This window comes from Klebsiella sp. JB_Kp042 (assembly GCF_040065275.1).
Classification (GTDB): domain Bacteria; phylum Pseudomonadota; class Gammaproteobacteria; order Enterobacterales; family Enterobacteriaceae; genus Klebsiella; species Klebsiella quasipneumoniae.
In genome coordinates, this window is record NZ_JBEAJL010000084.1 from 107925 (window position 1) to 120917 (window position 12993).

The following is a 12993-nucleotide window of genomic DNA, read 5'->3' on the forward strand; positions in this document are numbered from 1 at the left end:
TGATGACGACAATCGCGTTTATTGGTTTTGGCGAGGCGGGTGGCATTCTGGCGGCAGATCTGGCCCGTGAGCATGCGGTGACCATATGGGATTGCAAGCTCAATGGCCCGGAGCGAGAGGCAATGGTCAGGAAAGCCGGTGATTCGCGCGTTCAGGCGGGGAGTTCGCTGGCGCAGGCGCTGGAGAGCGCCGCGCTGATTTTTTCTACTGTGACCGCCGGTGAGGCGCTAAAGGTCGCGCAGCAGGCCGCCGCGCTGCTGCAGCCGGGGCAATATTTCCTCGATCTCAACTCCGTGGCGCCGGAAACGAAACGGCAGGCAGCTGAACATTTTCTGCCCGGCGCCTACATTGATGTCGCGGTGATGGCGCCGGTGCCGCCGGCCCGATTGCAGACACCGTTATTGATCGGCGGGCCGCAGGCGGAGGCGATCGCGCCGCGTCTGCAGGGGCTGGGGCTGAATGCCCGCTATGGCGCCAGTACGGTGGGCCAGGTGTCGGCGATAAAAATGTGCCGTAGCGTGATGATCAAAGGTCTTGAAGCGCTCACCACAGAATGCCTGTTCGCGGCCCGTGAATATGGCGTCGAGGAGGAGGTGCTTAGCTCCTTGCATCATAGTTTCCCGTCTCTGGGCTGGACAGGCGCGTTTCCCGACTATCTGATCAGCCGGGTGGCGGAACATGGCGTTCGGCGCAGCGAAGAGATGGAAGAGGTGGTAAAAACCCTGCGTGATGTGGGGAGCGGCGGGATAATGAGCGAGGCGATCGCGAAAAGCCAGCGCCAGCTTCCGGAGCAGATGGCCGCCCGTAGCCTGAGCTACAGGCAGCTGACGCCGTTTGACTGGAAAACGCTGGTCGCCAGGCTGAAATAACCGCTATTTGGCCGGACAGACGATTTTGTCGATTGCGGCCTGGTAGCTTTTTTGGTTATTGCGCTCTTTCGCCAGCGTCGCTTCGCGGACCGCGTTCTTGTTGCCGTCGGTCGCCAGTACTTTATTGGCAAAATCGTTGTCGCTGAGGTGGCTTGCTGGCGCGCATTTTTCCTTCACCGCTTTGAGCACCTGCTGCTTTTGCTGCTCGAACTGCAGGCTTTGCAGCGGTGATTCGGCCCACGCCGACGTGGCGCTCAGGGCGGTGACCAGGCATACCATCCAACATGCTTTCATCAGGCTTCTCCTTCCGTAATCGCTTCCGTCAACTATATGCGCAGGCGGGAAAACACGCAAATAGCGGTTAATTTAACTTATTGAAAAGGCGATTGTTATCATCGCCTCAGGCGGCTCTCACCCGCCGCCGCGAGTCGATAGCGATCAGCACCACCGACGCCAGGATCAGCAGAGTGCCCAGCCAGTCCGGCAGCGTGAAGGTGATCCCCAGCAGCAGGAGCGACAGCAGGGCGCTGCTCAGCGGTTCGGCGCAGCTGAGGATCCCGGCTTTGGCGCCGCCAATCTTCTGCGCGCCGTTAAGATAAAGGCTGAATGTCAGCGAAGTACCGATCACCACCAGGTAGAAAAAAGCTAACAGCAGGCTGCCGTTCACCACAAAATCGGTGCCCTGGCCGCCGTAAAACGGCAGCAGCATCGCACCGCCGAACAGCATGCTCCAGCCGACGATCGGCAGCGTCCCGTAGCGGGCAATTAGCGTCGAGGGATAGGTGGTATAAAACGCGGCGGCAAACGCCGAGGCGATCCCCCAGAACAGCGCCGCCGGCGAAATCGACAGCGTCGTCGGGTTGCCGTGGGTTACCAGCAGAAAGGTGCCCGCCAGCGAGGTGCAGATAGCCCCCAGCACCAACGGAGTGGGGCGCGCTTTGCGGGCGAGGGCGAACCAGGCGACGATGATCGTCGGGGACAGGAACTGCAGCACCGTGGCCGTGGCGGCATTCGATTTTTCAATGGTCATCAAAAAGGTGAACTGCACGGTTAACGCGCCAAACAGCGAGAAAAACAGCAGGCTGACGGCGTCGCGGCGGTTTTGCAGCACGCGGAAAATGCGGTCGCCGTGAACAAAGCCGAGCATCAGCAGGATCAGCCCGGCGAACAGCAGACGCGTCATGGTCAGAAACGGCGACGACATCTGGCTTTCCTGCATAATAAACTGCGCGCATACCCCGGAACTGCCCCACAGCACGGCGGCAATCAGTACGTTCAGCATCCCTTTTTTGCTGGAGCCCATCTTTTCCTCTGGTGAAATGTGACAAAGGGGAATCATAGCATGCGCCCGCCCGGGCGGCGGGGCAGGAAATGGTAGTTGGCCGCGGCGGGGTAACGATTTTGCAGGCCCGGGAAGGCGAAGTCGCCGCCGGGCATGACCCGACAATCGCGTTCTAGCTTAAATCGACATTTTTACTGCCGAACAGCCAGGTGAGCACAAAGCCGCACAGGTAGGAGACCGCCAGTCCGCCGGCGTAAACCGCCATCCCGGCGTAAATCCCGCTGCCGGAGGTCATCAGCGGCAGCGCCACCAGCCCGGACGGACCGAACACGGTGTTCAGGCCGACCGGCAGCCCCAGCCAGGCGCTCAGCCCGACGAAGAAGCCGCCGCAGGCGCCGCCGAGGCAGGCGGTAACAAACGGCTTCATCCGCGGCAAGGTGACGCCGTAGATCAGCGGCTCGCCAATCCCGAGGAAGCCCGGAATAATCGCCCCCTTAATCTGGGTTCGCAGCAGCGAATCGCGCTTCGCCCGCCAGAACAGCGCCAGCGCCGCCCCCACCTGCCCGGCCCCGGCCATCGCCAGGATCGGGAACAGCGAGTTAAAGCCCTGGGCATCCACCAGCGCAAAATAGACCGGGACAAACCCCTGATGGACGCCGAACATCACCGCCAGCAGGAACAGACCGGCCAGCACCGCCGAGCCAAACGGATTGCCATTAAGATGCAGGAACAACCACGACATGCCGGTAAACAACCAGCCGCCAATCGGCATGATCACCGTAAAGGTCACCGCGCCCATGATCAGCAGCGTCACCGCCGAGGTGAGGATCATATCGAGGTTGGCCGGCATTACCCGCCGCACCTGGCGTTCAACCCACGCGCCAAGGATGGCGGCGATCAGTACGCCGATGATATTGCCGCGCGGATCGATGCTATGGCCGAAGAAGGTGGAGATCCCGGCGTAGACGCCGCTGGTCGCCTCCGGGTTGTAGCCCAGCACGAACAGCGAGGCGATAATCGCGCCGTTTACCCCGGAGCCGCCGAACGCCTTCTGAGCGTTATAGCCAATCAGGATGCTCAGGAAGGTGAACATCCCTTTGCTGAAGACCTTCATATAGCCAATCAGCGCCACCAGGCTGGCGTTCGGATGGGCGTTCTCCAGCACGAAAACCTGTTCCGCCAGGGTGGCGAAGCCCAGCAGCAGCCCGACGGCGATAAAGCCGGGGATTAGCGGCGTAAAGATGGTGGCGAATTTGGCGAGAAACTTCTGCACCGCGCTGGTCTGCTTGCCCTTCAGCGCCTGTTTTCTCTCCGCCGCGACATCGGCCAGCGACGGCGCGGCAGGGGCCTCCTCCAGCAGGCCGTTCATCATCTCGGCGGCGGTTTGCGCCTTGCCGGGGCCGAGCACTACCTGGAACTGCTCGTCGCTGACGATCACCCCCATCACGCCGTCAATCTGGCGGATGGCGGTGGTGTCGGCCAGCCCTTCATCGCGCAGGGTCAAGCGCAGGCGCGTCATGCAGTTGCCCGCCTGCGCGACGTTTGCGGCGCCGCCCACGTGGCTGAGGATCCGCGCTATCATCTCTTTCGTTATTTTTGCCATTGCCCGTTACCTGTCTGTCGGCGCTCAGGCGTTGCTGAGCGCCTTGCGGATGTAGCCGTTGTTTTTCGCCAGCAGCGACTGCGCCTCTTCGGCGCTTAAGCCCGCCAGCACCATCACGATCGCCGTTTTACAGTGGCGGCCGCAGGCCTCCAGCGCATTTTGGGCGGCGGGGCGATCGCAGTCGGTCGCCTCCATCACGATGGAAACCTGGCGCTCAATCAGCTTGGCGTTGGTCGCTTCGACGTCGACCATCAGGTTGCTGTAGACCTTGCCGACGCGGATCATCGCCCCGGTGGAGATCATGTTCAGCACCAGCTTCTGCGCAGTGCCGGCTTTCAGGCGGGTTGAGCCGGTGACCACCTCCGGGCCGACCACCGGAGTAATGGCGACGTCCGCCAGCTGGGCCATTTCGCCATGCGGGTTACAGCTGACGATGGCGACAAAGGCATTCTGGCGATGGGCATACTCCATGGCGCCAATGACGTACGGCGTGCGTCCGCTGGCCGCCAGCCCTACCAGCACATCGCGGTGGCTGAAGTTCAGGTTCTGCAGATCCATCGCCCCCTGCGCTTTGTTGTCTTCCACGTTTTCCACGGCGCTGAGAATCGCTTTATGTCCGCCGGCGATGATCCCCACCACCTGCTCCGGGCGGGTGCCAAAAGTCGGCGGGCATTCGCTGGCATCGAGGATCCCCAGACGCCCTGAGGTGCCAGCGCCGATATAAATCAAGCGGCCACCGGCCTGCAGCGCCGTCGCGACCTTATCCACCACCTCGGCAATCTGCGGCAGATAGGGCGTAATCGCCTGGGCCACCTGCTGGTCTTCCTGGTTTATCACCGTCAGCATCTCGAGGGTGGAAAGGGTGTCAATGTTGGCGCTGTTGGCGTTGCGTCGCTCGGTCAGCAGTTTGCTCAGGTCAATACTCATAGGAACCTCGTTATTCTCAGTCGTGCGCAGTATAAGGAATTATTTATTCCTTGCATGTGAAGAGTATCACGATTAGTTCGAGGAGAATAATATGAGAATGGTAGAGATGGCGGGAAATAGTGCGGTAATCAAGGTGGAATATTTTATTACCGCACCTGGCGTTTAGCGCGCGCCGCGCGGCTGGCTGAGGCCCATCAGCAGCGCCAGCAGGTAGCAGATCGCCATCGCGAGGCTCATCTTCAGCATCGTTTCGCCGCCGAGGCCCGCCAACGGCGCGGCGATGCCGCCGAAAACAAACATCAGGGTGCCCATCAGCGCGGACGCGGTCCCGGACTGGGCGGCGTCGACGGCGCTCATCGCTTCCGCGCCGGCGACGGTACTGATGCCGCTCATCAGCGACACGGTAAAAAACAGGCCGACCAGCGCCAGAACCGGCAGCTGCAGCCAGGCAAACAGCAGCATGATCGCCGCGCAGCCCACCGCCAGCGTCAGGCCGCCGCGCAGCAGGCCTTCGGCGCTGAAGCGGCGCGCCAGACGGGAAAAGATCATCGCCGCGATAATCAGCCCGATACCGTTCAGACCAAACAGCAGGCTGAACTGCATGGCGCTCATGCCGTATTCGCTCTGCATTACGAAGGAAGAGGAGCCGATGTAGGAGAACAGCCCGGCCATCATAAACGCCTGAATCAGGCAGAAGCGCAGAAAACGACGATTCTTCAGCACCGGCTGGCCGGGCCGCTGGCGGGCGGCATGGGTCGCCGCGGCCGGGCGCGTTTCCCGCAGGATAGTCAGGCTCATGACCAGCAGCGCGCCGCCAATGGCGGCCATCGTCCAGAAGAGAATTCGCCAGTCGAAGGCGGTGATCACGTAGCCGCCCAGCACCGGGGACAGGACCGGCGCAATGCCGTTCACCGTCATCAGCAGGGCGAAAAACTGGGTCAGCAGGGTGCCCTGGTATTTATCGCGGGCGATGGAGCGCGACAGCACCGAGCCGCCGGCGCCGGCGAAGCCCTGTAAAAAGCGCCAGACAATCAGCATGTTGATATCCCGGGTCAGGGCGCACATCGCCGAAGAGAAGATAAACAACAGCAGGGACAGCGCCAGCGGTTTCAGGCGGCCAATCCGGTCGCTCAGCGGGCCGAAAAACAGCTGACCCAGGCCGAGGCCAATCAGCGCGGCGGTCAGCGACAGCTGGGTCTGGGTGCTGGTGGCCTGCAGCTGCTGAGTGATCTCCGGCAGAGCCGGCAGATAAAAATCCGTGCACAGCGGCCCAATGCCCGACAGCAGGCCGAGGATCAGCGCCCAGGAGAGGGAAACACGTGGCATAACGATTCCTTACAGAAGCCGGGCGCGGTCGCCCGGCGGGTGAAATTAACTGGCGCCGCCGCCCAGCGACTGCCAGAGGGTGATCCGGTTATTGAGGTCGGTCTGCTGCAGGGACAGCAGCGTCGTCTTCGCCGACCACAGCGTGCGCTGGGCGGTGAGCACCGACAGATAATCGCCGACCCCAGCCTGATAGCTCTTCATGGCGATATCCAGCGAGGTCTGCTCGGCGGCGACATACTGTTGCTGGGCATCGAGCTCTTCATTTAGCGTTTCCCGGCGCGCCAGCGCATCGGCAACGTCCTTAAAGGCGCTCTGAATCGATTTCTCGTAGGTGGCGATCAGCCCCTTCTTCTCCGCTTCCGCATAGCGCAACTGCGCCAGGTTGCTGCCGCCGGTGAACAGCGGCAGGCTGATGGAGGGGGCGAACGACCACACCTGCATCCCGTGGCTGAACAGCGACGACAGCGAGTCGCTGCCGACGCCGGCGCTGGCGGTCAGGGAAATCGACGGGAAGAAGTTCGCCCGCGCCGCGCCGATATCGGCATTGGCGCTCTTCAGATTATGCTCCGCTTCCTGAATATCCGGCCGGCGCAGCAGCACCGACGATGACACCCCCGCCGGCACCAGGGCGATGCAGTTATCCCCGAGACTGTCGAGGGTGCCGGGCAGCAGGCTCTCCGGCACGGTTTCCCCCGCCAGCAGGTTAATAGCGTTTTTATCCTGCGCCACCAGCGTGCGGTAGCTGGCGACGCTGGCGCGCGCCTGCTGATAGACGCTTTCCGCCGAGCTTAAATCGCCGGCGGAGGCGGTGCCCACCGCCATCTGACGGGCGACGATGTTGCGCGAGTTTGCTGCGCTGTCCATGGTCTGCTGCGCCAGCGCCAGATTGCTGTTATCCGTCGCCAGGGTCACCCAGGCGGTGGTCAAATCGGCAATCATCGTCAGCCGGGTATTCTGCGCGGTGAATTCGCTGGCAAGCCAGGTTTCGCGCGCCGCGCGCGACAGGCTCTGGTTCTTGCCAAACAGATCCAGCTCGAAGCTGGAGACCGCCCCGTCGGCCTGCGAAGCGGAGCTCAGGCCGCTGGCCACCGTTTTGCTGCGCGTATGGCTCAGCTCGGCATCGACGGTGGGGAACAGCGACGCCCGCGTCTCGCCGTACTGGGCGCGCGCGGCCTCGATATCGGCCAGCGCCTTTTGCACATCGCGGTTGCTGTTCAGCGCGATACTGACCACTTTTTTCAGCCGCGCGTCATTGACCACTTTCTGCCAGTCGCCGACCACCGCCGTCGATTCGCCGTGCGCCCCGGGGAGGGTAGCCGGCACCGGCGCGGCCGGGCGATCATAATGCGGATCAAGCGAGACGCAGCCCGCGGTCAGGAGCGCGATAAACATAAAACTCAAACGAAACATACCTTACTCCTGAGAAGAACGTTGGCGGGTGAAGAAGCGTTTCACCAGCACGAAGAACAGCGGTACGAAGAACACCGCCAGCAGGGTGGCCGTCAGGGTGCCGCCGATGATGCCGGTGCCGATCGCCACGCGGCTGTTGGCCCCGGCGCCGGTGGCGATGGCCAGCGGCAGCACCCCGGCGATAAACGCCAGCGAGGTCATGACAATTGGGCGCAGACGGGTCTGCGCGGCGCGGATAGCCGCCCGGGAGAGCGAATAACCCTCATCCACTGCGGATTCAGCGAACTCCACGATCAGGATGGCGTTCTTCGACGACAGGCCGATGGTGGTCAGCAGCGCCACCTGGAAGTAGACGTCGTTGCTTAAGCCGCGCAGCGTCGCCGCCAGCGCCGCGCCGAGCAGGCCGAGCGGGATGACCATGATCACCGAGAACGGCACCGACCAGCTCTCATACAGCGCCGCCAGGCACAGGAACACCACCAGAATCGAGATGGCGTACAGGCTCATCGCCTGGCCGCTGGCCAGCTTTTCCTGCAGCGAAATGCCGCTCCACGCCCAGGTGGAGCCCGCCGGCAGGCTGTCGGCCAGCTTTTCCATCTTGTCCATCGCCGCGCCGGAGCTGAAGCCGGCGGCGTTTTCGCCCTGGATCTCAAAGGCGGCGGAGCCGTTGTAGCGCACCAGGCTTTCCGGGCCGTATTGCCAGTGGGTGGTGGCGAAGGCGGAGAAGGGCGTCATGCTGTTATCGCTGCCGCGAACGAACCATTTGCCGAGGTCGGAGGGCACGGCGCGCGCGTCGCTCTCGCCCTGGATGTACACCTTCTTCACCCGGCCGCGGTCGATAAAGTCATTCACGTAGGTACCGCCCCAGGCGCTGGAGAGGGTATCGGTCACGTCGCTCAGCGACAGCCCCAGCGAGACCGCTTTGTTGTTATCGATATCCACCTGCAGCTGCGGCATCTGCGGCAGGTCGTTGGCGCGCACCGACTGCAGCTCGCCGCTCTGGTTGGCCGCCGCCAGCAGCTGACTGCGCAGCTTCATTAGGCTGTCGCGGTCGGTACCGCCGCTGGCCATCAGCTCGAAGGTGAAGCCGTTGCTCTGTCCGAGACCGTCCACCGACGGCGGGGTCATGGCGAACAGGGTGGCGTCGCGGATCGTCCCCAGCTCTTTATTGGCGCGCAGGGCGATGGCCTGGGCGGTATTGTCGTCGCCTTTGCGCTGCGACCAGTTGTTCAGCGACACGAAGGCCATCCCGGCGTTCTGACCGCTGCCGCTAAAGCTGAAGCCGTCGACGGTGAAAATGACGTTGGTATTGGCTTTCTCTTTGGTCAGGAACCAGTCGGTGACCTGGCGACGCACCTCGGCGGTACGCACCGCGGTGGCCCCGGCGGGCAGGGTGTACTGGACCATGATCTCCCCTTGGTCCTCCACCGGCAGAAAGCTGCCCGGCAGTTTCCACATCGCCAGCGCCATCGCCCCGCAAATCAGGACGTAAGCGCCCATCATCACCGCGCCACGGCGCAGGCCGCCGAGCACGCGGCGCTGGTAGCCCGCTTCCGTGCGCCCCCACAGGCGGTTAAACGCGCCGAAGAACCCTTTGGTATGAGGCCTGGAGTGGCTGAGCAGCGCGCCGCACAGCGCCGGGGTGAGGGTCAGGGCCACCACCACCGACAGCATCATCGCCGAGATAATGGTCACCGAGAACTGGCGATAAATGACCCCGGTCGAGCCGCCGAAGAAGGCCATCGGCAGAAAGACCGCCGACAGCACCAGGGCGATCGCCACCAGCGCGCCGGAGATTTCGCCCATCGATTTTTCGGTGGCTTCCCGGGCGGGCAGCCCTTCGTCGCGCATAATGCGCTCGACGTTCTCCACCACCACAATGGCGTCGTCCACCAGCAGGCCGATCGCCAGCACCATGGCGAACAGCGTCAGGGTGTTAATCGAGTAGCCGAACAGCGCCAGCACGCCGAAGGTGCCGAGCAGCACCACCGGGACCGCTACCGCCGGGATCAGCGTGGCGCGGAAGTTCTGCAGGAACAGATACATCACGCAGACCACGAGGATAATCGCTTCGAAAAGGGTCTGAATCACGTCTTCGACCGAGATTTTGATGAACTCGGTGCTGTCCTTTGGATAGGCGATATCGTAGCCCTGCGGCATCTGACGCTGGAATTCGGCGATTTTGCTTTTCACCAGGGTCGCGGTGTCCAGCGCGTTGGCGCCGGGGGCCATCATCACCGCGATCCCGGCGGCCGGGTGGCCGTTGAGATTGGCGGTAGCGGTGTAATCCTCGCTGCCCATCTCCACCCGCGCGACATCGCTCAGGCGCACCACCGAGCCGTCGGCCTGGCTTTTCACGATGATCGCTTTGAACTGGTCAGGGGTTTGCAGCCGCGACTGCGCGCGCACGGTGGCGGTCAGCTGCTGGGCGCTGGACGATGGCAGGGCGCCGATTTTACCGGCGGAGACCTGCACGTTCTGCGCCTCAATCGCCGACTGGACGTCGGAAGGCATCAGCGAGTAGGAGGCGAGTTTAGTCGGGTCCATCCAGACGCGCATCGCGTATTCGGCGCCGAACACCTGCAGGCTGCCGACGCCCTCTACGCGCGCCAGCGGGTCCTGCAGGTTGCTGACCAGCCAGTCGGAGATATCGGAGCTGGTGGCGCGGTCGGTTTTGTCATACACCGCGAGGATCAGCAGGAAGCTGCTCTGCGATTTTTCCACCGTCACGCCGGACTGCTGGACTTCGCTCGGCAGCCGCGATTCCGCCTGCTGGACTTTGTTCTGCACCTGCACCTGGGCGGTGTCCGGGTCGGTCCCCTGCTCAAAGGTGACGGTGATGCTGACCGAGCCGTCGGAGCTGCTGGTGGAGCTGAAGTAGAGCAGATGGTCGAGGCCGGTAAGCTGCTGCTCGATCACCTGGGTGACGCTGTTCTCCAGGGTTTCGGCGGAGGCGCCGGTGTAGGTGGCGGAGATTTTCACCGCCGGCGGGGCGACGTCCGGGTACTGGCCTACCGGCAGAGTGCGGATCGCCAGCACGCCGGCGAGCATAATCAGAATGGCGATCACCCAGGCAAAGACCGGGCGACGCACGAAGAAACGGGAGAACATCAGGCGTTGCCTCCGTTATTGTTGACGGCAACGGCCTTCACCGTCTGGCCTGGGGCCACTTTACCCGTGCCTTCGACGATCAGCTTGTCGCCCGCTTTCAGGCCGCTCAGCACCAGCCATTTATCGCCGTAGGTGTCGCCGGTTTCCACGGCGCGCTGCGCAACTTTGTTGTCGGCATCGACCACCAGCGCCGTGGCGTCGCCTTTGGCATCGCGGGTAATCCCCTGCTGCGGGGCGAGGATCGCGTCGTTCATGATGCCTTCATCGATGCGCGCGCGGACAAACATCCCCGGCAGCAGGACGTGCTGCGGGTTGGGGAAGATGGCGCGCAGGGTTACCGAGCCGGTGGATTCATCGACGGCGACTTCGGTGAGCGCCAGACGCCCTTTTTCGCTGTAGGCGCTGCCATCTTCAAGGATTAACGTCACGCTGAGGGTATCGCTATTGCTGGCCAGGCTTTGTTTGCGTAAACGCAGGAGATCGACGCTGGATCGCGTCAGATCGACATACATGGTGTCGAGCCCGCGGATCGTCGCCAGCGCGGTATCCTGATCGGCGGAAACCAGCGCCCCCGGCGTGACCGACGAGATGCCGATGCGCCCGGCAATCGGCGCGGTGACAGTGGTCCAGTTCAGGTTGATGCGCGCGCTCTCCAGCGCCGCTTTCTTCGATGCCACGCTGGCCTTGTCCTGGGCACAGGTGGAGGCGGCGTCGTCGGCATCCTGGCGGGAGACGCCGTTATCCCGGACCAGCGACGCGTAGCGCTGAGCCTTCTGGCAATCGGAGACCACCAGCGCCTGGGCCTGTTTCAGCGCCGCCGCCGCTTCATTCCAGGTCGCGCGATAGCTGGAGGGATCGATCTGGTAAAGGGCCTGCCCGGCCTTCACCATATCGCCTTCGGTAAACAGGCGCTTCTGGATGATGCCGCCCACCTGCGGGCGTACTTCGGCGCTGAGCGAGGCGGTGGTGCGGCCGGTGAGCTGGCTGACTACCGGAACCGGCTGGCTTTGCAGAGTGACCACGCCCACTTCCGGCGTGGGTTGCTGCGGGGCAGATGTCTGCGCATTATCGCATCCGCTGAGGAGAAATAATGCTGTCGCGATGGGAGCTATGATGTATTTCATTATATTTTCTCAAGATATAAGACGTCCGCCCCGTTTATTTAAAAACGAGGGAATAGGTTGGGCGCTGAGGCATTTTCGGCTAAGCGAAAATGACAAAAAAGGAACACAGATGTTCCTGAACGTGATTGTTATTGTGTCTCCGCTGAAGCCAACCTCTTCGGCCTTCAGGAGGTGAAAAGCGCATCTCCTCTGGTTTTGTGGTGAGAATGATCATTCTCATTTTTTCCCATTATACGATCCGCCGCGATAATGGAAAGGTTTTTTTGCTTACTTTTAGAACGCAAAAAATTAAGGCAAATAATCATGGAGAAAATAAGAATTTTTTGTGAAAGTGGAGAGGAAAAATAACCTTTCGGCACCGCGATACTGGAGATAGTTAATGGCGTTAATTATTACAAAAAGCATTAATCCCGACGACCAACAAGAATTGTTTGTCGGTCTGCGGCACTATAATCAGCAGTATCTTGATGCGGCGCAGTTTGGCGATCTGGGCGTTTACTCCCGCGATGCGCAAGGGGTGATGCAGGGCGGGCTGATTGCCAAACGCAAGGGTAACTGGCTGTGCATTGAGTATCTGTGGGTCAGCGAAGCGACGCGCGGTCGCGGACTGGGGAGCGAGCTGATGCAGGAGGCGGAGCGGCAGGCGCAGGCGCTGGGCTGCAGCCATCTGCTGGTGGATACCTTTAGCTTCCAGGCGCTGCCGTTTTATCAGAAATTAGGCTATCAGCTGCAGATGTCGCTGCCCGACTTCCCGCATGCGGGGATGCAGCGTCACTATTTGTCGAAGGCGCTGTAACGGTCCTGATATCGCCGGGCGGTCAGGTACCGTACCTGTGATTGTGCCGGGTGGCGGCTGCGCCTTACCCGGCCTACGGTTCGTGCTGTGCCCGCCATGATGCCGAGCGGCCTGTTGTTGATATACCCACTTGCGCGACTGAAACTGCCGGTGCTGGCGGCCTCAAAATCGCTGAGACGTTCCCGGAAGGCCGGGGCAGCCCGCATGGATGCGGGCTGAGGGCCGTGTTTTGCATGGACGCTGCCTCGGCCCGACCCGAAGCCTGCAGGGATAAGTCGAAGGTACCGCGTAGCGGCGATTTTGCTGGCCGGAGCCCGGGGGTACAGGGGGCGGCGGCGACTGGCCGCCCCCTGTGCGCTCCCTGCGCTATGCCAGGCATAACGCAGAAGAAGTATCGGGAGCGCAATCTGCCCGGACATAACACGGGAGTGCTGGCCCTGCTAAGCGCAGTGCGAGCAGGGAAATTTACGGTTGTGCCGTTATTTCTGTAGCCCTGCTAAGCGCAGTGCGAGCAGGGAAATTTACGGTTGTGCCGTTATTTCTGT

12 protein-coding genes are annotated in these 12993 nt (G+C 62.2%); 3 read left to right on the top strand and 9 right to left on the bottom strand.

What is annotated here, in order from left to right; translation table 11 throughout:
- The first annotated feature begins 2 nt into the window (after nt 1-2).
- A complete protein-coding gene (locus ABLV54_RS15145; RefSeq protein WP_050533503.1) occupies nt 3-869 on the top strand; it encodes an NAD(P)-dependent oxidoreductase in 867 nt (288 codons plus the stop codon).
- 3 nt (nt 870-872) lie between these two features.
- Here the strand turns inward: ABLV54_RS15145 and ABLV54_RS15150 are convergent, their stop codons facing one another.
- The 8 genes from ABLV54_RS15150 to eefA all read right to left on the bottom strand — a co-directional run bounded on the left by ABLV54_RS15150 (nt 873) and on the right by eefA (nt 11652).
- Nucleotides 873-1163: a YicS family protein gene (locus ABLV54_RS15150; RefSeq protein ID WP_002923120.1), complete on the bottom strand. Its 291-nt coding sequence runs from the start codon at nt 1161-1163 to the stop codon at nt 873-875.
- Nucleotides 1164-1269: 106 nt separating this feature from the next.
- Complete coding sequence (locus ABLV54_RS15155) at nt 1270-2172, bottom strand: DMT family transporter (RefSeq protein ID WP_004205129.1); 903 nt, start codon at nt 2170-2172, stop codon at nt 1270-1272.
- 151 nt (nt 2173-2323) lie between these two features.
- Nucleotides 2324-3754, bottom strand: coding sequence for a PTS N-acetylmuramic acid transporter subunit IIBC (gene murP, locus ABLV54_RS15160; protein WP_050533502.1), 1431 nt, complete (start codon nt 3752-3754; stop codon nt 2324-2326).
- Nucleotides 3755-3778: 24 nt separating this feature from the next.
- Nucleotides 3779-4681, bottom strand: a complete 903-nt coding sequence (gene murQ / locus ABLV54_RS15165) for an N-acetylmuramic acid 6-phosphate etherase (RefSeq protein ID WP_050533501.1) — start codon at nt 4679-4681, stop codon at nt 3779-3781.
- A gap of 162 nt (nt 4682-4843) precedes the next feature.
- On the bottom strand, nt 4844-6007 hold the full coding sequence (locus tag ABLV54_RS15170) for a multidrug effflux MFS transporter (RefSeq protein ID WP_023291412.1): 1164 nt from the start codon (nt 6005-6007) through the stop codon (nt 4844-4846).
- A gap of 45 nt (nt 6008-6052) precedes the next feature.
- Nucleotides 6053-7417 (bottom strand): multidrug efflux RND transporter outer membrane subunit EefC, encoded by a 1365-nt coding sequence (gene eefC / locus ABLV54_RS15175; protein ID WP_032454402.1) that lies wholly within the window; start codon nt 7415-7417, stop codon nt 6053-6055.
- A gap of 3 nt (nt 7418-7420) precedes the next feature.
- Nucleotides 7421-10528, bottom strand: coding sequence for a multidrug efflux RND transporter permease subunit EefB (gene eefB / locus ABLV54_RS15180; protein ID WP_044525073.1), 3108 nt, complete (start codon nt 10526-10528; stop codon nt 7421-7423).
- Nucleotides 10528-11652 (bottom strand): multidrug efflux RND transporter periplasmic adaptor subunit EefA, encoded by a 1125-nt coding sequence (gene eefA, locus ABLV54_RS15185; protein ID WP_050533499.1) that lies wholly within the window; start codon nt 11650-11652, stop codon nt 10528-10530. Before eefA ends, eefB begins: the two co-directional genes overlap by 1 nt.
- A gap of 206 nt (nt 11653-11858) precedes the next feature.
- Between eefA and ABLV54_RS15190 the strand changes: the two genes are divergently transcribed.
- On the top strand, nt 11859-11981 hold the full coding sequence (locus ABLV54_RS15190; protein WP_032454401.1) for a hypothetical protein: 123 nt from the start codon (nt 11859-11861) through the stop codon (nt 11979-11981).
- On the opposite strand, the gene ABLV54_RS15195 is transcribed toward ABLV54_RS15190, so the two are convergent.
- Complete coding sequence (locus ABLV54_RS15195; protein ID WP_032429230.1) at nt 11941-12057, bottom strand: hypothetical protein; 117 nt, start codon at nt 12055-12057, stop codon at nt 11941-11943. The genes ABLV54_RS15190 and ABLV54_RS15195 overlap by 41 nt on opposite strands.
- On the opposite strand from ABLV54_RS15195, the gene ABLV54_RS15200 reads away from it, so the two are divergent.
- Complete coding sequence (locus tag ABLV54_RS15200) at nt 12032-12448, top strand: GNAT family N-acetyltransferase (protein WP_044525071.1); 417 nt, start codon at nt 12032-12034, stop codon at nt 12446-12448. The two genes, ABLV54_RS15195 and ABLV54_RS15200, sit on opposite strands and share 26 nt — an antisense overlap.
- Nucleotides 12449-12993 lie beyond the last annotated feature (545 nt).